This window comes from Streptococcus dentapri (assembly GCF_042649885.1).
GTDB lineage: Bacteria > Bacillota > Bacilli > Lactobacillales > Streptococcaceae > Streptococcus > Streptococcus dentapri.
On the sequence record NZ_JBHSAC010000074.1, the window covers coordinates 1 to 21,839 of the forward strand.

Consider the following 21,839-nt stretch of genomic DNA (forward strand, 5'->3'; position numbering starts at 1 on the left):
AGAGGCTACTATGTTAGTACCGTTGGACTGAATGAAAAGACAGTTGCGAAATATATTCGCGAGCAGGAGAAGAATCACATCGCTCTTACTGCGCTCAAAGAGATAAATATCCAGCTCTCCTTTTGGACTGCTGATAGCATTTGAGAGATGGCCTGAGTCATATAGAGGGCGACAGCAGCCTTATTGAGAGAGCCATGTTCAGCAGTAGCTATATATTATAAGACTCATAGATCAAGCTCTTTCAATCAAGATGCAGTAGGGCGATAAAACTACGCAGGATTTAGGAGAGTCAGAGGTTTGAAAGCAGACAGCAGTCATATTCTATCTAATCAATCCCAAAATTTGAGCCTGAGTTCCATTACAAAAACAGATAAACACAGTTATCTGCCTTATTTTCCCTATTTCTGTCCCCAAAATTTCAGTTATAAAACAAACTTATACCGTATAGTAAGAAATATAGATTAGGCAGGATTAATTCCAAATGATATGATGAATGTAATTCGACTTGGAGGTGCGACAAAAAGGCTTCGAAGTTAGATTTTAGGCGAAAAAGGTAGGAAATAGATATGATTAGCTTTATCAAGTCACTGTTTGTATATGAGAACTTAGACAATGAAATTTATACTTATCGCTTAGCAGGGCTTGACTACTATGGTTATTTGTCCCAAGAAGCGACAGTTTTATTGCTACCATCCGATCTTTTGTTAGATCTAGCCTAAGGGGTACTAAAGATCCAGTCACCTTGAAAGGATTGATATATCTGTTGTTTTCGGAGTATCAATCCTTTTAATATTCAAGGATTAATCAATTCAAAAAACCAGTGCCAAGCTCAGTTCTGTCAGAGCAGTAAGAATTTCAAATACCTCATAAGAACAGGCTCTTCTGAGAATTTCTAGCTCCCTGTTGATAGGAGCTGAGCTAAAATGATACTAAGCAAAATTTAAGAGGAGGATCTTAATATGCCAGAAGAATTTTATGAAAAATTAGCTGAAACTCGGCATTATATTCATGCTCATCCTGAAATTTCGGAATCAGAATTTAAGACAACAGCTTTTATCAAAGATTACCTAAACGAATTAGGAATTGAAGTATTCAGCTATCCCTTGACAACAGGGGTCATTGCTGAAATTGGACATGGCAACCCCATTATAGCATTGAGGGCTGATATCGATGCTTTACCCATCATTGAAAAGACTGGTCTTGACTACGCTAGCGATAATGGTGCGATGCATGCTTGTGGCCACGATTTTCACCAGACCAGTCTACTTGGAGCTGCGGAAATTCTCAAGATGAGAGAAGGTGAAATCAAAGGAACGATTCGTTTAATCTTTCAACCAGCAGAGGAAAACTTCCAGGGTGCTTATCAAGTGATAGAAGCTGGAGGTTTGGATGGGGTTTCAGCTATTATCGGCTACCACAATAATCCTCATCTCAAGCCAGGTCAGATCGGTCTGCGTTCAGGTGCCATCATGGCGGGGGTTGAGCAGTTTGAGGTCAGAGTCCAAGGTGTCAGTTCACATGCAGCCAGACCAGATTTAGGTGTTGATACAGTTCTTGTCATTACAAGTATCATCAACAATCTCCAACAGATTGTTGCTCGCACGGTTTCTCCTTTTCAGTCCGCTGTTCTGTCTGTTACCCATATCGAGGTTGGAACGACCTGGAATGTTCTGCCGGCAGCTGGTTTTTTTGAAGGAACGATTCGTACTTTTAATCCAGTCGTCCGCTTATCTGTCATCGATAAATTTACCAAGGTGGTAGAATCTGTCGCCGCCCAATTTGGTGCCGAGATAGCGATCAAATGGGGGAATTCTCCTAAGGTCACTTACAACGATGAAATTATCACACCGCTTATATCTGAACAGGCCAAATCTTATTCAGAAGTCATTGAGACCCTGCCTTCGACCGGCGGCGAAGATTTTGCCGCTTATCAGGAGCAGGTTCCAGGGGTCTTTGCCTTTGTCGGATCGAACGGCGCAGACCACGCGCCAGACTGGCATCATGATGATTTCATCGTTCGTGATGAAGCCCTCCCAACGGCAGTTACCTACTATGTCGAAAGTGCTTTTAAACTCCTAGGTTATTACGGAGGTGAGTCAGATAGCTAAACGCAATATTCGAATGAGTCCGGCAGAATACATCAATGAGAAGGGAATCCTTAAGCAGTTGGGGACGATCCTGTCACAAAAAGGGCTACATAAACCTGTTATTCTGACCGATAAAACAGTTTATCCTATTATCCAGCCATATTTGCCAAAGGCCTTCCTTGAAAGACATCCAGTGGAGATTTTTGGTGGTTCCTGTACCTTTGAAGAAATCAATCGTCTGACTGATAAATTAGGCAGTTTCGATGTCCTCTTAGCCTTCGGTGGGGGCCAATTGATCGATACAGCCAAGCTTGTCGCGGATCGTCTGCACATCCCTATCATCAATAGTCAGACGGTTCCTTCGAATTGTGCTGCCATTACAACTAAGAGTATTGTCTACTCGCAAGCACATGAAAAGATTGATAATGTCCGCCACAAAAAGGCAGTGGATATGGTTTTGCTGGAACCGAATATCTTGATGACTGCTCCTAGGGAATATATTCTTTCAGGGATTGGAGATACTTTAGCCAAGTATTATGAAATCAGACGACGCCTTACCCTTGAAAAGACCAGTCAGCTTTCATTGAGAATCGGCCGTTTCTTCATAGACCTATGCCGCGAAGAGATGCTCAAGGTAAAGGATTTGGAAAATTTGACTGAGGAAGAGGTCATTAACTTGATTGATACGATTTTCCTCGTAGCTGCTAGCGTTGATGGTATTTCAGATCAGGATGGCCACAGTGTCATAGCTCATGCTTTCTATAATGGCTATGTCAAGATTCAGCAAAATTATACCAAGACCCATGGTGAAACTGTAGCATTGGGCAGTCTCGTTCAAATCTTGATCGAAGGAGAAGACCAACTGGCTCAAGAAATTGTCACTTACCACAAGCGAGTGGGTCTTCCCCTCACCCTCAAAGAGTTAGGATTAGAGGATGAGGATGAAATTGATGAATTAGCCAGTTATATAGCCAGACCAGAAGACAGCCGTGTCCAGTCAATCTTTCCAGATTTAAATGAGCGGTTAGTTCGTCAAACTTTAGAAATGATTCGAGGTTAAGCCATGAAGATTGAAGGTTCTAAGCGCGTACAGGCTAGATCGAGTCACTTCGCTGCCAAGCAGCAAGAACGGATAAAAGCTATCCAAGCAAGCGGCAGATCCATTATTAATCTGGGACGCGGTAACCCTGACCAAGCGACCTTTCCAGAAATTGTCACAGCGCTGCAAAAAGCTAGCAGTTCCCCCTTAAATCATGGCTATCCTCCCTATGGAGGGAAGCAAGCCTTAAAAGAAACCATTATTCACTTTTATAGAGAGGAATATAATGTTGATCTAGATTTAGAGGAAGTGACAATTTTTAGTGGCTCTCTAGCAGCTCTGACAGCTCTGCCTATGGTTCTGGTCAATCCTGAAGATACCGTCTTAACCCCCGATCCAGCCTTCTTTGGCTATGACGCTGGGATCAAGATGGCAGGTGCCGCGAATTATCCTCTGCCCTTAAAAGCTGAGAATGGCTACCTCCCCGACTATGCAGCTATTCCTCAGAGAAAATTGAAAGAAGCAAAGCTGCTGTTTTTGAACTATCCTAACAATCCCACAGGGGCAGGCGCTAACCTGCAATTTTTTAAGGATACCGTCGCTTTTGCCAAAGAACATCAAATCGTGGTTGCTCATGATTTTGCCTATTCGGATATTTCTTTTACTGACAAGGCTCCCAGTTTTCTTCAAGTACCGGGAGCTAAGGAGGTTGGAGTTGAAATTTATACCTTATCAAAAGCTTTTAATATGGCAGGCTGGCGTCTTGCTTTTGCGGTAGGAAATAGGCAGGTTATTAGGCTTCTGCGTGACTATATCAGAGCCTCAGTCGGCGGAACTTTTGGAGCCATTCAGGATGCGGCTATCTATGGTTTATTGAATAGTACTGATCAGAGGAAAGAACTTCAGGATCTATATCATCACCGAAAAAATAAGGTTTATAAACTGCTGACTAGGGCAGGTTTAGAAGTCTTAGATGCCCAAGGGACCTTCTTTTTGTGGATTAAACTGCCGCAGGATGATTTAGATGATAAGGACTTTGTAGAGCGTTTGCTGGAGGATAAGCAAGTCGCTCTGATTCCCGGATCGGTCTTTGGTAAATATGGAAAAGGTTATGTTCGCCTAAGTTTAGTATCGGATATAAACGACCTAGCAGAAGGTGCCAAACGTATAGTTGAATTTATAAAGGAATGAGAGGTGCCATGATGACTGCCACAGAGCAGCTGATCAGTAAATTGCAGCTAAGTATAGAGGACTGTATAGAAAAGGAGAAGTGGCTGAAGCTTGCTAGTGTGGCCCTTATAGACTATCTAGGTTGCTTATATTCAGGCTTGAGTAATCCGCTCAACCAAAAGAAGTTATCTAGCTTTTTGGATGGAGACAGATCAAGTCTCTTTACCCAATCCGGCTCAATACAAGCTCTTGTCTATGGTTATGCTGCTCACTATAATGATCTGGATGATGTTCAGGCTTACTTCCGAGGGCATCCCAGCAGTGTTATCTATTCAGCTTTGCTGGCTGTGATAGATGAGGAAAGCCGTGATGATGTATTGCTGGCTTATATCCAAGGGGTGGAACTCGCTGGTCGTTTAGGAAAACAGCTGCAGCCTCAGCATATTGATCAAGGCTGGCATAGCACAGCAACGATTGGAACATTAGCTGCAGCTGCGGCCATTGCAGTCCTAAAAAAACTAGATAGCACTACCTTTGCTCATCTTTTATCTCTGGCCAGCAGTCAGGCATCAGGCTTCCTCTATCAGGAGGGAACCGATGCAAAACCCTTGCAAGCTGGCTTTGCTGCTAGAAATGCAGTCCTAGCCTATCAACTAGCTGAATCTGGTTTCACCGCTTATCAGGCTATATTCTCCTCGGAGAAGGGCTGGAGTCAAACCTTGTCAAGCTCATCTTTATCGCAAGCGGATTTACTTGATCATTGGTTGCAGCCAGCCCAGATTGAAACCCCTGGTTTATGGTTTAAAATCTATCCTTTCTGCTCAGCTGCAAATGCGGGTTTTGACTTAGCCCAAACCGCTTACCGGCAAGGTATTACATCGGCAGACCTATCTGAAATTCACATTCATTTTTCGGCCGACGGTGATAGAGCCTTGACGCATCAACAACCTAAAACAAAATTAGAAGGAAAATTTTCAATCGAATACCTCCTGTGGCTAGCTTTGTCTGAAGGGAGAGTCAAGACTGCTGATTTTACCGAAGAAGCAATTCCAGCTGCCTTTCTTGCATTTTCTAAAAAAATCCAGCGCCATCATGATCTAAAAGCGAGTCAAACAGAGCGTCCGGCCCGGCTGCGCCTTATAGCTAAAAATGGTCATATTATTTTTAATCAGATCCAAAGGCAAGCTAAAGGCTCCCCAGACAATCCCTATGATTTAGAAGAATTACGCCTAAAATTTGAGAGATTGACCCAAGGACAAGAGAAAATTGTTTATCAGGAAGTCATGGGAGCTGCCAATCAGCAGATGAAAAGCATCTTAGAAAAATTTAGAAAGGGTACCGAATGGAAGTAGAAAATTTAAAAACATCAGACATTCCAGAACTAGTAGAGCTCTTTCATAAAGCCTACGCAGCTAATGAGGCCCTAGGTATTCACTTCAAAGCTGCAACCATCACAGCCCAAGAGCTAGAAAAAATAAGGCGGGCTCTTCCGATCTTTGTGACTAAAAGAGAGCAAAAAATTGTCTCTACAGTATCAATTCGGCTGCCTTGGTCTAGCAATCCTAGTCCCTTTGCTCTTCCTCACCTAGGATGGTTGGCAACCGATCCAAGTCAATCAGGCCAAGGTCTGGCCAAGGAGCTGGTTAAAAGAGTGACAGATGACTTCGTTATCAAAGAACTGAGGGCTCCTGCACTGACTTTAGGAACGGCTGCTGAGCACCCTTGGTTGGTGAGGGCTTACCAAAAGATGGGATTTAGTTACCTAGGAGAACGTCAGCTATTTAGTGATCACAAGACTATTTATCTCATCAGGATTTTTGATGGTCAAGCCTTGCGGCTTGTCAAAGATAATGAACTGCTCAAACGATTAAAGGAGATAGGTTATGAACTTTAACTGGGAATACTTTTTTGAACTTTTTCTCAAACTACCTAGATATATTCCAGTGACTATTCTGATCGCTTTACTGTCCATGGTTGTTGCTGTACTGCTAGGCGCCATCATGACTTGGCTTCAGCTGTCTGGCAACCGCTGGCTGAGATATTTTGCCAACGCCTATGTTTCTTTATTTAGAGGCATGCCGACCCTGGTCCAGCTTTTCCTCATTTTTTATGGGCTCCCTCAGCTTTTTCCGTTTTTTCAGGGAATGACAGCTTTGAGCGCAGCTATTGGTGGTTTAGGATTGAAGCAATCAGCCTACTTAGCAGAAATTTTCAGAGCAGCGGTCAACTCCGTTGATAAAGGGCAGGTAGAGGCTGGCAAGTCTCTAAATATCCCGAATTGGAAAATTTTTCTCCATGTCATCCTACCGCAAGCTACTCTCAATGCTCTTCCAGCAACAGGGAACACCTTTGTGAGTCTGTTAAAAGAGACCTCTTTGGTCTTCACCTTAGGGATCACTGAGCTATTCTCTCACTCTAAAATGTTAGCAGGGGAGTCTTTACGCTACTTTGAAACCTATCTGGCTGTAGGTCTCTTGTATTGGATAATGATTATAATTTATACTTGGCTGCAGCATTTTATTGAAAGAGACCTAGCTGCTCCATACAGGAGGGAAGGCGTATGAGTTTAATTGAAATCAAGGATTTAGCTGTTACCATTGGTAACAAACAGATATTAAAAAATATTAACCTAAGCATTGAAAAGGGAAGTGTAACAGCCTTTGTCGGGCCTTCTGGATCTGGAAAAACAACCCTTCTTCGGACTATCAACCTCCTCCAAAAACCAACCAGTGGCAGTCTTTCTATAGCAGGGACAAAAGTGGTTGGTGGTCATATCTCCAGAAAGGCTATCAGACAGGTCAGAAGTCACTCGACAATGGTCTTTCAGCAGTTCAATCTCTTTAAAAATTACACAGTTTTACAAAATGTTGTCCAGCCGTTGATTCTTAGCGGTAAATTTTCAAAGCAAGAAGCAGAAGACCTTGCCAATGAGGCATTAAAAAAAGTGGGTCTGATAGGTTTTTCTGAGCAGTATCCCGCGACCCTCTCTGGTGGTCAGCAGCAGCGTGTGGCAATTGCCAGAGCTGTTGCTTTTAGGCCCGATATTATCCTCTTTGATGAGCCGACTTCAGCCCTTGATCCGGAGATGGTAGAAGGTGTACTGCAGGTGATTGCTGTTCTGGCTAGGGAAAATATTGCCATGATCCTAGTCACTCACGAAATGGAATTTGCAAAAAAGATTGCCGATAAAGTGGTTTTTATCGAGAATGGTGAAATCTTGACTCAAGGTTCAGCTGATTTGCTCTTATCCAACAATAGCAGTCATGAACGAGTTAAAGCCTTTGTCAGCTCCCTCTATCGTGGTTCGCTAGAAAGTTCAGGTCTATAAGGAGGTAGCACTAATGACAAGTGTATTGGATTCTGTTTTGATACAAAATAATTTTTCCACCCCAGAAATTCGTCACATCTGGAGTGATGATAATAAAATTGCTAAACAGCTTCTGGTCGAAGCCAATTTAGCTAAGATTCAAGGTCAGCTTGGTATCATCCCAGCCTCAGCTGCCAAAAATATCATTGAACAGGCTCAGGTAGAAAAATTTGATTTTCAGGCGCTTCAAACAGAAAGTGCACAGAAGCGTCACTCACTTATTGCCCTCATTCATACCCTGCAAACTTTAGTAGGTGGCCAAGATGGAGAATATGTGCACTTCGGTGTCACAACTCAGGATATTGTTGATACAGGTATCATGCTTCAAACTAAGGAGGCCTACGAGGTGATTTGCAGCCACACGAATCGTTTGATCAAGGTGGTGGCTGATCTCACTAAGAAGCACCGCTGTACTCTTATGATGGGGCGAACTCATGGTATTCATGCTATCCCTATAACTTTTGGATTTAAGCTGGCGATCTGGCTTGATGAACTTCTCAGAAGTCAAAGACGATTAGAACAACTTCTTGAAAATGAAGTATTTGTCGGAAGTATCAGTGGGGCAGTTGGAACCTATGCTGCGTTTGACGGTCGTGGCAGCGAGATTGAGAGGGCTGTTCTGAAAGAGCTAGGACTTGCTACTCCAACAATTTCTTGGCAGCCATCTAGAGATCGTTTCTCAGAATTTGCGACAGTCTTAGGTATCTGCTCAGCTACCCTTGGCAAGATTGGCCATGAGCTTTTTAATCTTATGAGAACAGAGATCAATGAAATCCAAGAACCCTTTAAAAAGGGAGAAGTTGGCTCCTCAACGATGCCTCAAAAGCGCAATCCAGCCTTAATTGAGGGTCTTGCCAGTCTGACGCAACCAGTTTTCTCATCAGTATCTCTGATGCTTCAATCTATGCTAATTGATGGAGAACGCGACGCCATCCACTGGCGCAATGAGTGGGTTGCTCTGCCAGAGATAACAAGTTATCTTGATGCTCAGATTGTTAACTTAACAGGCATCCTGTCAGATTTAACAGTCAATACTGATCAGATGAGACATAATCTTGAACTTCAAGGGAAACTATCTTATTCAGAGCGCATTATGTTTGAAATCGGTAAGAAAGTTGGAAAGCAAACTGCGCATAAAATTATCTATCAGGCAGCCATGACAGCTCTGGAGGAGGACAAGAATTTTATTGAATTGCTGGTGAACGATAAGCGCGTCAGTGGTTATTGCAGTAAATCAGAAATCAGCAGTTGGGCTGTTCCGGAAAATAATATCGGTGAAGCCTTGTCGAAAATAGATGCAGTCTTGGCTAAAGTTAAGTAGAAAAATGGAGAATACATATGAAGAATAAATCACTTATTAGTATCATTGCCGTAGTTTTTATTGCAGTTATCGCCTATTTTGGCTATCAGACACTCACAAATTCCTCAAATAAACAATCGGCTTCATCCGATAAGAAAGTTATAAAAGTGGCTACTACAGGTGTCAGTTTCCCTGGTTCTTATAAGGATAACTCAGGGGAACTAACGGGATTCGATGTTGCAGTTATCAAAGCAGCTGCAGACAAAATAGGTTATAAAACAGAATTTACCACAACGAGCTTTGATGGACTATTTGGTCTTTTGACCAGTCATAAGGTAGATGTCGTTGCGAGCGCTATTGCGATTACAGATGATCGCAAGCAAACTTATGATTTTTCTACCCCCTATGCGACTTTCCAGTACGGTGTTGTGACAAAGAAGGATTCAGATCTGCAGTCGGTTGATGATTTGAATGATGCGAGTATTGCTGCAACTGTGGGATCGAATCAGATCAAAGTGCTGCAAAACTTTAATGACAGCATCAATATTAAAACCTATGATGATCGTGAAGCTGCCCTATCGGCAGTAAGTAACGGCCAAGTTGACGGTTATTCAAATGCTAAGACGATCCTTTCTGCTATCATCAAACAAAAGCATCTGGATTTAAAGATCCTTGATGGTGACATTGAAGAAGAAAATATTGCTATCACCTATAATAAAGGCGAAAACAAGGAACTTAGAAAAAAGATAAATAAAGCCTTGGCAGAACTTGAAAAAGACGGAACTATAGCCAAATTATCAAAGAAATTTTTCTCAGGTATAGATGCCAGCTACAAGGAATAATCAGTATTCACTAAAAGAGAGAGGGACAAAAATCGGTAAATTGTGATTTTATACAATTTCGATTTTTGTCGTCTTGCCTCCACACAGTTGATTAGGTATCACTGACCTAGCAAGGGATAAAGACTACCAATCACCTCTTTCGTTAATCTGGTAAAGTGAGAGTAAAACCAAAAAAGCAGAACTTTTGTCCCAGCTTCCCAGAATGAAGACAAACCGCTCTAGTAGCCTGTTTGTCTTTTCTTTTACCCTTGACTTCTCTATTTGATAGTTTTTACTCACTTTTTACCAAAATAAAAGACCGATCTGGTCATCGTCTTACTGTATTTTTAAAACTTAAGCAGGCTAAAGTAAACCCAACCATTGCTTTCATTTTGACTTTTCTTTTAATCGTGTATAAGGTGGATTGGGATATTCTCTGGCTTATCCTAAATAAGCGTTCGATCATTTCCTTGTGGTGTGTTGATACCGCTCCTTCATACCTCTCTGATGCCGAATATCTTGACAGTGTTCTAAAGTATCTTTCCATAGGTGCTGAATAATGAGTTTTTGATGACTTTTGGATTATGTACAGATTGATATGGGACCTCTCTACAAAAATTTCAATAGGATCAATTAATCCAGCATTAAGACAGGGTCCCAAAACATGAGCAAAGATGGATTCAATAACCTGTTTATCTTGAAAGCGACGGCTATAGTTCATACCCTACATCGTGAATGAGGCACCGTATCTTCTAGAGTCAAGCCAAAAACCCAGCGAGAAGTCACGTTAAGCTGATTATCTTTGAGGGTTAGACGCATAGAACGGATACAAAGGCATTGAATGATGGTAATTTAACCAACATCACTGGATCTAAGCTAGGACGACCATTATCAGCACACTAACTGTCTTTCACTAATTCATAAATAAAAGAGAAATCAACTGTCTGTTCAATTTGGCACAAGAGATGATCCATTGGAGGCAGCTTATCTAAGCAAGACCTACCTGATTGCGATTGTCGTTAGGGCTTTCTTTGTGGTACCTAAGAGGTCCCCCAATGCTTTATACTTTTATTATACTGCTAGACAAAAGAAAGGCCCTTAGAAAGTGGATTCTAAGGGCTTTGTTTATTGCTATATCATACTTTTTGATCCAACTCGTCTACCAAATCTTTAACAATTTTATCATAAGAGTCAATGCGAGGAAGATTGTATTGACTTTGGAGTGTTTCTAAGTTAGTTGAATTAGACGGATCTAAAGTAGTTCCATCGGCTAAATTCACCTGATAAGTGCCGTCTTGATAGGTTGTCAAAGAAGTACCAGTTGCTGTAGTAATGAAATAAGTTTCATCAGCATAGGTTCTCGCTTCAGATCCATCTGCTGCCTGATAATAGTAAGTGTTATCAGTATAGGTGATTAGAGTTGTTCCATTTGAGTAACTAGCTTTAAAACTACCGTTTTCATTGACTGTAACCTTGGCTCCATCCTCGGTTTTATATGTTCCAGGGGTAGCAGAGACGATAGTTGAGTCCAATTGGCTGGAGCTAATGCTGCTGCTTGGACTGGTACTAGCAGCAGTAGTTTGGCTGCTGGACTGACCTGTTAGAGCTGTAACATTATTTTTGAACTGATTAGGATTAATAAAAATAACAAGAATCGTAGCTGCTATTGCTAGCAGGGTAAAGAAAGTTAATTTCTTCATAATCTTCTCCTTTAATATCTCCCATTTGTACTATACCATAGATACAAAAAAGATGCAAGTGAAAACAATAACCCAAAAAGAGGCTGGGACAAAAGGCCTGCCTTTTTGTTTTGTTCTAGCTTTATCAGATTAACGAGGTTGATTAACTTGTCCTTGTTATTAAAAAGGCGGTAGACGGATTTGAACCGACGATCAAGCTTTTGCAGAGCCGTGCCTTACCACTTGGCTATACCGCCATAACTCCAATTATTCTACTCTAAAAAGTCTTGTTCGTCAAGTCTTGCCGTCAAAAGTATGATTAGGACCAATCTATTTCTGGCCCCACAGGGATGATTCCTGTGGGATTGATTGTTTTATGGCTACCGTAGTAGTGCTGTTTGATATGGTCAAAATTAACGGTTTCAGCAATACCGTCTCTATGATAAATGCGTTTTGTGTATTTCCACAGATGAGGATAGTCACGGAGCTGCTTAAGGTTACATTTAAAGTGACCAAAGTAGACCGAATCGAAGCGCACGAGTGTTGTAAACAGACGGATATCTGCTTCGGTTAGTTGCTCACCGAGAAGGAAATCTTTCTGTGAGAGCCATTCCTCAAGCTGGTCCAAAGCCTGAAAGAGATTTTGAACCTCTTTTTGGTAAACCCTTTGATTTGTTGCAAAACCAGTCTTATAAACACCATTATTAACATTGTCATAAATAAAATCGTTGATTTGATCAATTTCTTTTCGAAGCTCTTCAGGATAATAATCATCTAGATTTCCTGTCAGATTGTTAAAAGCTGTGTTGAAGATACGCATGATTTCAGCAGATTCATTATTGACGATAGTGTTTTTCTTTTTATCCCAAAGAACAGGAACTGTCACACGCCCGCTGTAATCTGCCTGTGCAGTGGTATAAACTTGGTAGAGATATTTGCTCCCCAGTACTGTGTCTGGAATGACGCCTTTTCCTTTATCAAAGGTCCAGCCATGTTCTAACATCAAAGGATGAACGATGGAGAGACTGATGTGTTTTTCTAACCCCTTGAGTTTTCTCATAATCAGGACACGCGATGCCCAAGGACAGGCTAGCGAAATGTAGAGATGATAACGTCCACTCTCTGGTTGAAAAGGTCCATGTTCTGTGATTTTATGGCGAAATTGTGTAATCGTTCGGACAAATTTACCGCCAGTAGATTCTGTATCATACCACTGGTCTACCCATTTTCCTTTTACTAACAATCCCATAAGGCACCTCCTATATATTACTAATTAGTATTATATAGTTTTAAAAATAGAGAAGCAAATGAGATGCATAATAGTATTATTAAAAGTAGATGACAGATTTTACTTGGTTAAAATGTTACTCAAAAACAGCTACTTGGGTTGGGCTTTCAAAAATGTGGTACAGTATTGTCGAATTGGTTTGAATATTACATTTGTAAGTAAAAAATGATTGATACGACAACTCTGAAACACATTGTTACATTAAAAAATAAACAGACTGATCTAGCTAAAGAACCAAATCCTTTCACTAATATTTTTTGTCTAACCTTTTGAGATCAGTACAATCTTTGGACAAGATTTTATAATTAACTTGTTTTTTTTCGTCAGGATAAGTGCCATCTTCAGCTACCTTATTATGCAAGCGGGCGGTATCATCAAAATCATAGTTAGATTAATGACCATCGTTAAGGTAAGCTCAGTCTAGCTCCTCAGGCTGATAGTCGTACTGGGCCAGAAAATCATCAATGGAATTTGGGAGTTTCTTATTTGTTTTGTAGAGGAGGAAATCACCCTGTTTAGTTTTTTGAACATAGCCAGCGCCTTTTTTAACAATTCTAACTCCCTCTTCACTGTCACTTCGATCTTTTTGTTTTTTAGTAGCAATAATTTTATCTTTAACATGATTGGCATCTTTGAACTCAATTTTCTGTGTTCGCGTTGGTTTTAATATATAATCATCACCATCTTTGTAATACTCTCCTTCTGTAAGAGAAATATAAGGGTAGAAAGCATAGCCATCCTCACTTATTTCTTTGATGTCCTTTTCTGTGTAATGGCTATCATCAAGCATATAAACACAATGCTTATCATCAATCAATTTTATATAAAAAGCATTCGGGTTTTTCGACTTACCTTTTCTATAAGTGACACCAATCTGTAATTTCTTAGCTTTTTCTAGGTGCACAGTTTCTGAGTGTTTAGGTTTGGCAGACTTGTCAGGCCTTTTCGCCTGACAGGCACCTAATAAGAAAGTGCACAATAATAAACCAACGACAAAATATTTTTTCATTCTTCACCTACCATCTCTTTAAACTCATCTTTTTGAGCTTGCTCTCTTTCATAAGTGGACTGACTATTATCGCCATTTTTAAATCCATATAGATCATCTGTCGAATCTTTATAACGGTTTGAATTAGGTGCTTTAAATCCATTTCCATCTCCACCGTTGTCAATAATATCCTTTCTAAACTTTGGATCATACTCAGTAGGAGGATTGACATCCAAACGTTTGTGATCTTGCTTATCGCCATCATCCGCATAGTTAAAGCTGGCGCCGTTGACCACCCCATTTTGGTTATCTGCGGCATCCTTTTCAGGGTCGATTTCATTGACAAAACTGCCGTCTTCACTGATGATAAATTCTGTGTGGAAATCTTTGGAAAGGATTTTATAGTTTACCTGTTCCTTCCCATCAGGATAGATTGGATTTCCCTCATCATCTTCAGCTACCTTATTATGCAGGCGGGCGGTATCATCAAAATCATAGCTGGATTGATGACCATCGTTAAGGTAAGCAGCTAAAGCCTCCTCATCTGTCATACCTTCCTTCTTATAATTATCTCGTACCCACTGAGCTTGCTGGGCTGAGATGACATAGCGGAACTGATGAACCTTTTGTTTGAGGGCCTCATCCCCTCCTTTATCATCTAAAGCGTGAGCACCTTTATCATCAGGATAAGCCACTTGGACTGTCCCCGCAAAGTCATCCCAAAAGTCATCATCAGGCGCTAGGCTGTCGGACATCTTACTCAAGATAGCCTGCGTCTGCTCAGCACTGCCATCAAGCTCTTGAGGCATGCCTGTATACTTCATGGCAATGCCTAGAAGCTTCTCAGCGGCTGCCGAGTCGTTATGGTCCTTGGCGGTATGATAATCAATCCCCCACATCTTCTGGAAGATACCTGAACCAAAAGTATGGGCATCATTAAAGAACTCCGTCAGCTGGGCATCAATGGAGAGTTCCCGTCTCGGCTCATAAGATACATTGACCGTATCAATATACCCCTCTTTGATGGCCTTCTTGGTCCAGCCATCCTGCTGCAAAGACTCGGCCTGTGTTCTCAGGGTATGTTTATAGGTCTTCCAGTTTTCGTCAGACATCCCTTCTGGGCGCTGAACATTATAGTCTTGCGCAAAGAGTGAGTCTTTGATTGTTTCTTTAGCCTGAGAGGCGTTACCCAACAGCTGAAACGTCCCTTGACCGGAATCCCATGAGTTCTGAATTTGGATAGATACTGACCTTACAGCCGTATCTAAAGCTTCAATATCCGAAAAGAGAGCGGGCGAGGAAGCATGGAAAGCTAGGAGCTTTTCCAGTTTCTCTTCTAATTTTTGCTTGGCCTCTTCAAGACCACCAATAATACCATGCTGCTGAGATTCAGCAGCATGTTTGTTGTCCTCAGACATCTTACTGGAACTGATGGCCTCCAAACTATCCTGAGCGGCCTCAATCCGACTGGACAGCATAGCGATATCTGCTCGGAGCTGCGATTCTTGGAGACTTTCTGGCGCTATTTGAGAAGAAAAGGCTTCTGGAAACTTGGCTACAGCTTCTTTAACTTTTTCAGATAAGAGACGGCCGCCTGCTAGCAGGGTTAGGACATCAGAACTGACCAAATCCCTAGCGGAATCGTAAGCTGCCCCTTTTAAATCGTCACCAGAATTGACAAAAGTTTGAAGAGCTTGCTCTAAAGCATCATAGGCTTCCAACTGCCTATTAATCATGCTATCCGTACTATCCGCCTGTGACTGCGATAGGTCAAGGTACATGTCTACACTCATACTTTTCTCCTTAAACTGTCTCTTATAAATTTTTAATCTTTCCTGCTGCTCCATTATCTGCAGCTTCAAAACCAGAAGCAACACTATGAAGATTGGTTATTACCGATTCAATTGCTGAACTAATAGCACTGGAGCTTTCTTGAGCTAGATCGATGACCGAATGCGCATTCGTATTACCGGCTACAGTTGTTCTGTCATCTTTGTCAGAAACCTGAATATCTGCCAATTGATTGGAAGCAGCACTGAGAGATGTCGCGTGTTGCTGAGCGATACCACTGTTACTTTGAATTGTTCCCATTTTAATCTTCTCCTCTTCTTAATTTGTCTAAGATGTCTTCTCGATCAGTGTTTAGTTTTAAGCGTTGGTAATAGCAACTATCTATGTCATCTAGAGTCTTTTGTTTTTGCTTCTTGAGACTGGTGATTTCATCCTCATAGATATCGGCAAGATTGTAAGAACGCTGCCGCACCTCTGCTTCAATCGCTTCAAATTCGTAGAAGGTACTAGGATAGCGGTTAGCCAAGTCTATTAACCGATGGGAAATTTCCTCTTGATAATAGCCAAGCTCTTCCTCTTGTTGGGAAAGGGTGAAAATCTGTCGACTGAATTCACTTTCCTTATCCGATAATTGTCTTTCTTCCTGCCAGAGACGGTCTAACTCTTGGTCAATTTCTCGAATAAGTTGACTTGTCATAAACACTTCCTTCCTTTTTTGGCAATCGTTTTTATTCTTGATTTTACCATAATTTTTTCTTAATCTCTATCCCTCCCTCTCTAGCTTTTTTTGACCAAGCCTTCCAATTCTAAAAAAGAGAAAATCAGGCAGTACACTGACCGATGAATAAAACGATAAATAAAATACAATGATCTTCCCTTGTAAATTTCATAAAAGATAAAAGGAAATATGATAAGTGTCTTAGTTTGGCTGCCGCGGAGACTCAAACGAAAATTATGGTCCGGACTAGTTCAGGGAGGAAGACTAGTCGTTTTAGGAACCGAGGGAATCAAAGAAGTTTTTCCGACTTCTGTAAAAACTCTGCCATAAACAAGCGTGAAGGTTAGATTTATTATTCGTAATACTTGTCGGATTGTGTTTTTTCTGTTATAATTAAAGGGTTGTCTCTTGCACAACAAATACTCATTCTTGATCTATTGTGGTATGGTTGCCAAATAGGTTGTACTGCAAGTCGAAGTCAGGAAGAGGCGAAAAAACACAAAGGAGAAACTACTCATGGCAGTAATTTCAATGAAACAACTACTTGAGGCTGGTGTCCACTTCGGTCACCAAACTCGTCGCTGGAATCCCAAGATGGCTAAGTACATCTTTACAGAACGTAATGGCATCCACGTTATTGACCTTCAACAAACTGTAAAATTGGCTGATCAGGCTTACGACTTCATTCGTGATGCCGCAGCAAACGATGCAGTCATTCTTTTTGTTGGTACTAAAAAGCAAGCCGCTGAAGCTATCTCTGAAGAAGCTATCCGCGCTGGTCAGTACTATATCAACCATCGTTGGTTGGGTGGTACGCTTACAAACTGGGATACAATCCAAAAACGTATTGCACGCCTCAAAGAAATCAAACGTATGGAAGAAGAGGGAACATTTGAAGTCCTTCCTAAGAAAGAAGTTGCTCTGCTCAACAAACAACGTGCACGCCTTGAAAAATTCTTGGGTGGTATCGAAGATATGCCTCGCATCCCAGATGTAATGTACGTTGTTGACCCTCATAAAGAACAAATCGCTGTTAAAGAAGCTAAAAAATTGGGTATTCCAGTTGTAGCTATGGTTGATACTAATACAGATCCAGATGATATTGATGTTATTATCCCAGCAAACGATGATGCTATCCGCGCTGTTAAATTAATCACTTCCAAATTGGCTGATGCTATCATCGAAGGGAAACAAGGTGAAGATAATTCAATTGAAGAAGAATTAGCAGCTAGCGAAAATTCAACTGAATCTATTGAAGAAATTGTTGAAGTTGTCGAAGGCGATAACAACTAAGATTTAAGTCATCTTACATTTAAAGAGGGCAGAGCCTTCCTGCTCGCTCTCTTATTTTGTTGCTAAAGTTTATTTTTGCTCTGATGCAGGTTTCTGTGTCGAGAGTCCCATTATTTTAAGTTAAAGGAGAATAAAAATGGCAGAAATTACAGCTAAGCTTGTAAAAGAATTGCGTGAAAAATCTGGTGCTGGCGTTATGGACGCTAAGAAAGCATTGGTGGAAACTGATGGAGATATTGATAAAGCTGTTGAATTGCTTCGCGAAAAAGGTATGGCTAAGGCTGCTAAGAAGGCTGACCGTGTCGCTGCCGAAGGTTTGACAGGAGTTTATGTAGCAGGAAATCTTGCTGCTGTGGTTGAAGTAAACGCAGAGACAGACTTTGTTGCTAAAAATGCTCAATTTGTCGACTTGGTAAATGAAACAGCTAAGGTTGTTGCTGAGGGTAAGCCTGCTAACAATGAAGAAGCGCTTGCTTTGACAATGCCTTCTGGTGAAACACTTGAAGCAGCTTATGTTAATGCAACAGCCACAATTGGGGAAAAAATTTCCTTCCGCCGTTTCCAAGTTCTTGAAAAGACAGATGATCAAGTATTTGGGGCTTATCAGCACAATGGTGGTCGTATCGGTGTTATTACAGTCATTGAGGGTGGAGATGAGACATTGGCTAAACAAATCTCTATGCACATCGCGGCTATGAATCCTAAAGTTCTATCCTACTCTGAATTAGATGAACAATTCGTTAAAGATGAATTGGCGCAATTGAACCACAAAATTGAACAAGATAACGAGAGCCGTGCTATGGTTAACAAGCCAGCTCTACCTCTCTTGCAATATGGTTCTAAGAGTCAGCTGACAGATGCAGTCATCGCTCAAGCGCAAGAAGATATCAAGGCTGAATTAAAAGCCGAAGGTAAGCCAGAAAAGATCTGGGATAAGATCATCCCTGGCAAAATGGATCGCTTCATGCTTGACAACACAAAGGTAGACCAAGATTACACCTTGCTTGCACAAGTCTATATCATGGACGATAGCAAGACAGTTGAAGCTTATTTGGAATCAGTGAATGCCAAGGTTGTTGCTTTTGCTCGCTTTGAAGTTGGTGAAGGGATTGAAAAAGCATCTAATGATTTTGAAAATGAAGTTGCTGCAACAATGGCAGCTGCATTGAATAACTAGTTCTTGAACAGAGAGTGAGATAAGAAACCAAAAATTTTCGATTTTTTGGTTTCTATTTCACTCTTTTTGTTACCTAAATTTTACATGACTTGAGGATATAAAAACACTTAAAACTTTTCAAAATTCTCCTTTTAAGGTATAATAGTCAAAGTTAGTCAAAGATAGGAAGATGTGCTATGCCCATAAAAAATACTTCAGACAGTATTGAAGAATACATCAAAAACATTTTAGCTCAGTCAGGAATAGTTGAGCTAAAACGCTCACATTTAGCTCATTCTTTTGATGTTGTACCTAGTCAGATCAACTATGTTATTAAAACCCGTTTTACTGAAAGTCGGGGTTATGTAGTTGAGAGTAAGCGTGGAGGTGGTGGCTACATCCGCATCGCTAAGGTTGCTTTCTCAGATAAGCATCACCTTTTGGGAGCTTTGGCCAACTCAATTGAAGAAAATATCAGTGAACAAGTTTTCGACGATTTAATTCAACAACTTTATGAACAAGAAATTATCAGTGAACGTGAGGGAAATATTATTCTAGCATCAGCCTCAGATGATGTTCTAGGAGAAGATGCTACCCGAACCCGTGCCCGAATGTTGCGAAAAATAATTCAACGACTAGATAGAAAGGGAAATCCAAATGATTGATTATTCCCCTAAAATGCAGGAGATATTCAGCCGCGCTCAGTATCAGGCGGCGCGTTTTCAAAGTCAGTTTTTAGAGACCTGGCACGTTCTTTTAGCAATGGTGGATATTGATGAAACCGTAGCCCATCTCACTTTTTCGGATTTTGCGGATCAACATGATTTAGATGAGTATGAAGATGCGGCTATCTTGGTGATACGTCGCAAACCTTTGAAAACAGTAAATGTTGAGCGACGACTTCCTGATTCTTTGGGCTTGACACGAGTCTTAGCCTATGCAGAGCGTATTGCAGGAGCTGTTAAAGCTCAGGAAATTGGTAGTGAGCATGTCTTAATGGCTATTCTATTTATCAGAGATAATCTAGCAGCTCGTATTTTAGAACAAATTGGTTTTCATTTTCAAGATGAAGGCGATGATAAGTTGCGGCTCATAGATTTACGCAAGGTTTTGGAGCGCTATGCTGGTTTTTCAAAGGAGGATGTCAAAGCTATATTTGACTTAGCCAAGCCCAATAAAAAAACTGCTGGTAATTTCACTGATATGGTGAAGCCACAGCCTACTGCAGGAGATCTCGAAGATTTCACTCGTGATTTGACCGCCTTAGCTGTTCAGGGTAAGTTGGAAAAGGTTGTGGGGCGTGAGGAAGAGGTGACTCGTATCTTGCAGATTCTCAGCCGTAAAACCAAGAATAATCCAGTTCTGGTGGGGGATGCTGGTGTTGGTAAAACTGCTCTAGCTTACGGCCTAGCTCAGCGCATCGCCGACGGAGAAGTACCTTATGAATTAGCTGATTTTCGTATTTTGGAATTAGATATGATGTCGGTAGTAGCGGGGACTCGTTTTCGTGGGGATTTCGAAGAGCGTATGAATCAGATTATTGATGATATCGAGGTAGATGGTCATATCATCCTCTTTGTTGATGAGGTTCATACCATTATGGGCTCTGGCAGTGGTATTGACAGCACCTTAGATGCCGCCAATATCTTGAAACCTGCCCTTTCTCGTGGGACTCTGCACATGATTGGGGCAACAACTCAGGAAGAATATTCTAAGCATATTGAAAAAGATGCTGCCCTTTCTCGCCGTTTTGCCCGTGTTCTGATTGAAGAGCCAACGGTTGATGAAGCCTATCAGATTTTACTCGGCTTAAAATCCAGCTATGAGAACTACCATAATGTTAGTATTTCAGACCAAGCTGCTCTTACAGCAGTCAAAGCAGCCCATCGCTATTTGACCAGTAAAAAATTGCCAGACTCTGCGATTGACTTATTAGATGAAGCTAGTGCTATGGTACAAAATACAGTTAAAAAGTCAGCGCCAGCCTACTTGAGCGAAGCTGATGAAGCTTTGCTAGCAGGGAATATCAAAGCTGTAGGTCCTCTTCTTGCCAAAGAATCGCACATTAAGGTTAGAAAACCCGTACCTGTAACGGCTGATAATATCATGTACACCTTGAGTAAGCTATCTGGTATCCCAGTAGAGAAGATGACTCAGGCTGATAATCAGCGCTATCTCAATTTGGAAAAAGAACTACATAAGCGTGTTATTGGTCAGGACGATGCAGTATCAGCGGTAGCTCGAGCTATTCGTCGCAACCAATCTGGTATTCGTACAGGTAAACGTCCAATTGGTTCCTTCATGTTTTTGGGGCCGACAGGTGTCGGCAAAACGGAATTGGCCAAGGCTTTGGCTGAACTGCTCTTTGATGATGAATCCGCTCTAATTCGCTTCGATATGTCTGAATATATGGAAAAATTTGCGGCTAGTCGTCTCAATGGAGCTCCTCCAGGCTATGTGGGTTACGAAGAGGGTGGGGAACTGACCGAAAAAGTCCGTAACAAGCCTTACTCTGTTCTGCTCTTTGATGAGGTGGAAAAAGCCCATCCCGATATCTTTAATATCTTGTTACAGGTACTCGATGATGGGGTGCTAACTGATAGTCGTGGGCGTAAGGTAGATTTTTCTAATACTCTAATCATTATGACCAGTAATGTGGGAGCGACGGCTCTACGTGATGATAAGACGGTTGGGTTTGGTGCCAAAGACCTGAGTCAAGACTATGACGCTATGCAGTCACGTATTTTAGAAGAGCTCAAAAAGACCTATAGACCTGAATTTATCAATCGAATTGATGAGAAGATTGTTTTCCACAGTTTAACTCCTGAAAATATGTGTGGGGTTGTTAAATTGATGGTTAAACCTTTGGAAAAAACATTGGCTGATAAGGGAATAACGCTCAAAATACAACCAGCGGCTCTCAAGCATTTAGCCGAAAATGGTTACGATCCTGAGATGGGAGCGCGGCCGTTGCGTCGCAGGATCCAAACCGAGGTTGAAGATAAGTTATCCGAATTACTACTATCAGGAGAATTAACAGCAGGTGAAACTATCAAAATTGGTAGTCTTGCTGGCAGACTCAAATTTACAGTAGTTTAAAATAAAGCCCCATCTAGGTAAATCTACCTGGATGGGGCTTTAT

20 protein-coding genes, 1 tRNA gene and 1 pseudogene are annotated in these 21,839 nt (G+C 41.3%); 14 read left to right on the forward strand and 8 right to left on the reverse strand.

Annotation, left to right across the window (positions count from 1 at the left end):
• The first annotated feature begins 566 nt into the window (after nt 1-566).
• The 10 genes from ACFOSE_RS08655 to ACFOSE_RS08700 all read left to right on the forward strand — a co-directional run bounded on the left by ACFOSE_RS08655 (nt 567) and on the right by ACFOSE_RS08700 (nt 9,805).
• Complete coding sequence (locus tag ACFOSE_RS08655; protein ID WP_380432494.1) at nt 567-719, forward strand: hypothetical protein; 153 nt, start codon at nt 567-569, stop codon at nt 717-719.
• Between the two features lie 240 nt (nt 720-959).
• Entirely contained in the window at nt 960-2,108 is a 1,149-nt protein-coding gene (locus ACFOSE_RS08660; protein WP_380432495.1) for an amidohydrolase, read from the forward strand.
• On the forward strand, nt 2,092-3,147 hold the full coding sequence (locus tag ACFOSE_RS08665) for an iron-containing alcohol dehydrogenase family protein (protein WP_380432497.1): 1,056 nt from the start codon (nt 2,092-2,094) through the stop codon (nt 3,145-3,147). Before ACFOSE_RS08660 ends, ACFOSE_RS08665 begins: the two co-directional genes overlap by 17 nt.
• A gap of 3 nt (nt 3,148-3,150) precedes the next feature.
• A complete protein-coding gene (locus tag ACFOSE_RS08670) occupies nt 3,151-4,317 on the forward strand; it encodes an aminotransferase class I/II-fold pyridoxal phosphate-dependent enzyme (RefSeq protein ID WP_380432498.1) in 1,167 nt (388 codons plus the stop codon).
• Nucleotides 4,318-4,325: 8 nt separating this feature from the next.
• The gene (locus tag ACFOSE_RS08675) at nt 4,326-5,648 is read left to right on the forward strand and encodes an MmgE/PrpD family protein (protein ID WP_380432500.1); all 1,323 of its coding nucleotides are present in this window, start codon (nt 4,326-4,328) and stop codon (nt 5,646-5,648) included.
• On the forward strand, nt 5,639-6,190 hold the full coding sequence (locus tag ACFOSE_RS08680) for a GNAT family N-acetyltransferase (protein ID WP_380432502.1): 552 nt from the start codon (nt 5,639-5,641) through the stop codon (nt 6,188-6,190). Before ACFOSE_RS08675 ends, ACFOSE_RS08680 begins: the two co-directional genes overlap by 10 nt.
• A complete protein-coding gene (locus tag ACFOSE_RS08685; protein WP_380432504.1) occupies nt 6,180-6,860 on the forward strand; it encodes an amino acid ABC transporter permease in 681 nt (226 codons plus the stop codon). Before ACFOSE_RS08680 ends, ACFOSE_RS08685 begins: the two co-directional genes overlap by 11 nt.
• Nucleotides 6,857-7,624 (forward strand): amino acid ABC transporter ATP-binding protein, encoded by a 768-nt coding sequence (locus ACFOSE_RS08690; protein WP_380432506.1) that lies wholly within the window; start codon nt 6,857-6,859, stop codon nt 7,622-7,624. The genes ACFOSE_RS08685 and ACFOSE_RS08690 overlap by 4 nt, the downstream gene beginning before the upstream one ends.
• 13 nt (nt 7,625-7,637) lie before the next feature.
• Nucleotides 7,638-8,984 (forward strand): adenylosuccinate lyase, encoded by a 1,347-nt coding sequence (gene purB / locus ACFOSE_RS08695; protein ID WP_380432507.1) that lies wholly within the window; start codon nt 7,638-7,640, stop codon nt 8,982-8,984.
• A gap of 17 nt (nt 8,985-9,001) precedes the next feature.
• The gene (locus ACFOSE_RS08700) at nt 9,002-9,805 is read left to right on the forward strand and encodes a transporter substrate-binding domain-containing protein (protein WP_380432509.1); all 804 of its coding nucleotides are present in this window, start codon (nt 9,002-9,004) and stop codon (nt 9,803-9,805) included.
• A gap of 574 nt (nt 9,806-10,379) precedes the next feature.
• Here the strand turns inward: ACFOSE_RS08700 and ACFOSE_RS08705 are convergent.
• The 8 genes and pseudogenes from ACFOSE_RS08705 to ACFOSE_RS08740 form a co-directional block, all read right to left on the reverse strand.
• Nucleotides 10,380-10,841 (reverse strand): annotated as a pseudogene (locus ACFOSE_RS08705) (transposase); the annotation flags it as partial.
• Between the two features lie 79 nt (nt 10,842-10,920).
• Nucleotides 10,921-11,484, reverse strand: coding sequence for a hypothetical protein (locus ACFOSE_RS08710; protein WP_380432510.1), 564 nt, complete (start codon nt 11,482-11,484; stop codon nt 10,921-10,923).
• A 165-nt stretch (nt 11,485-11,649) separates the two neighbouring features.
• Nucleotides 11,650-11,720 (reverse strand) — tRNA-Cys (locus ACFOSE_RS08715).
• A 62-nt stretch (nt 11,721-11,782) separates the two neighbouring features.
• Nucleotides 11,783-12,712, reverse strand: a complete 930-nt coding sequence (locus ACFOSE_RS08720) for a glutathione S-transferase family protein (protein WP_380432512.1) — start codon at nt 12,710-12,712, stop codon at nt 11,783-11,785.
• Nucleotides 12,713-13,166: 454 nt separating this feature from the next.
• Nucleotides 13,167-13,760 (reverse strand): hypothetical protein, encoded by a 594-nt coding sequence (locus ACFOSE_RS08725; RefSeq protein WP_380432514.1) that lies wholly within the window; start codon nt 13,758-13,760, stop codon nt 13,167-13,169.
• A complete protein-coding gene (locus ACFOSE_RS08730) occupies nt 13,757-15,532 on the reverse strand; it encodes a DUF3114 domain-containing protein (protein WP_380432516.1) in 1,776 nt (591 codons plus the stop codon). Before ACFOSE_RS08730 ends, ACFOSE_RS08725 begins: the two co-directional genes overlap by 4 nt.
• Before the next feature lie 22 nt (nt 15,533-15,554).
• Nucleotides 15,555-15,830: a TIGR04197 family type VII secretion effector gene (locus ACFOSE_RS08735; RefSeq protein ID WP_380432517.1), complete on the reverse strand. Its 276-nt coding sequence runs from the start codon at nt 15,828-15,830 to the stop codon at nt 15,555-15,557.
• A 1-nt stretch (nt 15,831) separates the two neighbouring features.
• Nucleotides 15,832-16,227 carry a hypothetical protein gene (locus ACFOSE_RS08740; protein WP_380432519.1) on the reverse strand — a complete coding sequence of 132 codons (396 nt, stop codon included), beginning with the start codon at nt 16,225-16,227 and terminating at the stop codon, nt 15,832-15,834.
• Nucleotides 16,228-16,764: 537 nt separating this feature from the next.
• Between ACFOSE_RS08740 and rpsB the strand changes: the two genes are divergently transcribed.
• The 4 genes from rpsB (at nt 16,765) to ACFOSE_RS08760 (ending at nt 21,796) form a co-directional block, all read left to right on the forward strand.
• Nucleotides 16,765-17,541 carry a 30S ribosomal protein S2 gene (rpsB, locus tag ACFOSE_RS08745; protein WP_380432521.1) on the forward strand — a complete coding sequence of 259 codons (777 nt, stop codon included), beginning with the start codon at nt 16,765-16,767 and terminating at the stop codon, nt 17,539-17,541.
• A 136-nt stretch (nt 17,542-17,677) separates the two neighbouring features.
• Nucleotides 17,678-18,718, forward strand: a complete 1,041-nt coding sequence (gene tsf / locus ACFOSE_RS08750; RefSeq protein WP_380432523.1) for a translation elongation factor Ts — start codon at nt 17,678-17,680, stop codon at nt 18,716-18,718.
• A 176-nt stretch (nt 18,719-18,894) separates the two neighbouring features.
• A complete protein-coding gene (locus tag ACFOSE_RS08755; RefSeq protein WP_380432525.1) occupies nt 18,895-19,362 on the forward strand; it encodes a CtsR family transcriptional regulator in 468 nt (155 codons plus the stop codon).
• Nucleotides 19,355-21,796 (forward strand): ATP-dependent Clp protease ATP-binding subunit, encoded by a 2,442-nt coding sequence (locus ACFOSE_RS08760; RefSeq protein WP_380432526.1) that lies wholly within the window; start codon nt 19,355-19,357, stop codon nt 21,794-21,796. The genes ACFOSE_RS08755 and ACFOSE_RS08760 overlap by 8 nt, the downstream gene beginning before the upstream one ends.
• The last annotated feature ends 43 nt before the right edge of the window (nt 21,797-21,839 follow it).

Bases quoted from the DNA above. Each gene is read 5' to 3' on its own strand.
- ACFOSE_RS08655 (WP_380432494.1), top strand. From the start codon at position 567: ATGATTAGCTTTATCAAGTCACTGTTTGTATATGAGAACTTAGACAAT.
- ACFOSE_RS08660 (WP_380432495.1), top strand. From the start codon at position 960: ATGCCAGAAGAATTTTATGAAAAATTAGCTGAAACTCGGCATTATATT.
- ACFOSE_RS08670 (WP_380432498.1), top strand. From the start codon at position 3,151: ATGAAGATTGAAGGTTCTAAGCGCGTACAGGCTAGATCGAGTCACTTC.
- ACFOSE_RS08675 (WP_380432500.1), top strand. From the start codon at position 4,326: ATGATGACTGCCACAGAGCAGCTGATCAGTAAATTGCAGCTAAGTATA.
- ACFOSE_RS08680 (WP_380432502.1), top strand. From the start codon at position 5,639: ATGGAAGTAGAAAATTTAAAAACATCAGACATTCCAGAACTAGTAGAG.
- ACFOSE_RS08685 (WP_380432504.1), top strand. From the start codon at position 6,180: ATGAACTTTAACTGGGAATACTTTTTTGAACTTTTTCTCAAACTACCT.
- ACFOSE_RS08690 (WP_380432506.1), top strand. From the start codon at position 6,857: ATGAGTTTAATTGAAATCAAGGATTTAGCTGTTACCATTGGTAACAAA.
- purB (WP_380432507.1), top strand. From the start codon at position 7,638: ATGACAAGTGTATTGGATTCTGTTTTGATACAAAATAATTTTTCCACC.
- ACFOSE_RS08700 (WP_380432509.1), top strand. From the start codon at position 9,002: ATGAAGAATAAATCACTTATTAGTATCATTGCCGTAGTTTTTATTGCA.
- ACFOSE_RS08710 (WP_380432510.1), bottom strand. From the start codon at position 11,484: ATGAAGAAATTAACTTTCTTTACCCTGCTAGCAATAGCAGCTACGATT.
- ACFOSE_RS08720 (WP_380432512.1), bottom strand. From the start codon at position 12,712: ATGGGATTGTTAGTAAAAGGAAAATGGGTAGACCAGTGGTATGATACA.
- ACFOSE_RS08725 (WP_380432514.1), bottom strand. From the start codon at position 13,760: ATGAAAAAATATTTTGTCGTTGGTTTATTATTGTGCACTTTCTTATTA.
- ACFOSE_RS08730 (WP_380432516.1), bottom strand. From the start codon at position 15,532: ATGAGTGTAGACATGTACCTTGACCTATCGCAGTCACAGGCGGATAGT.
- ACFOSE_RS08735 (WP_380432517.1), bottom strand. From the start codon at position 15,830: ATGGGAACAATTCAAAGTAACAGTGGTATCGCTCAGCAACACGCGACA.
- ACFOSE_RS08740 (WP_380432519.1), bottom strand. From the start codon at position 16,227: ATGACAAGTCAACTTATTCGAGAAATTGACCAAGAGTTAGACCGTCTC.
- rpsB (WP_380432521.1), top strand. From the start codon at position 16,765: ATGGCAGTAATTTCAATGAAACAACTACTTGAGGCTGGTGTCCACTTC.
- tsf (WP_380432523.1), top strand. From the start codon at position 17,678: ATGGCAGAAATTACAGCTAAGCTTGTAAAAGAATTGCGTGAAAAATCT.
- ACFOSE_RS08755 (WP_380432525.1), top strand. From the start codon at position 18,895: ATGCCCATAAAAAATACTTCAGACAGTATTGAAGAATACATCAAAAAC.
- ACFOSE_RS08760 (WP_380432526.1), top strand. From the start codon at position 19,355: ATGATTGATTATTCCCCTAAAATGCAGGAGATATTCAGCCGCGCTCAG.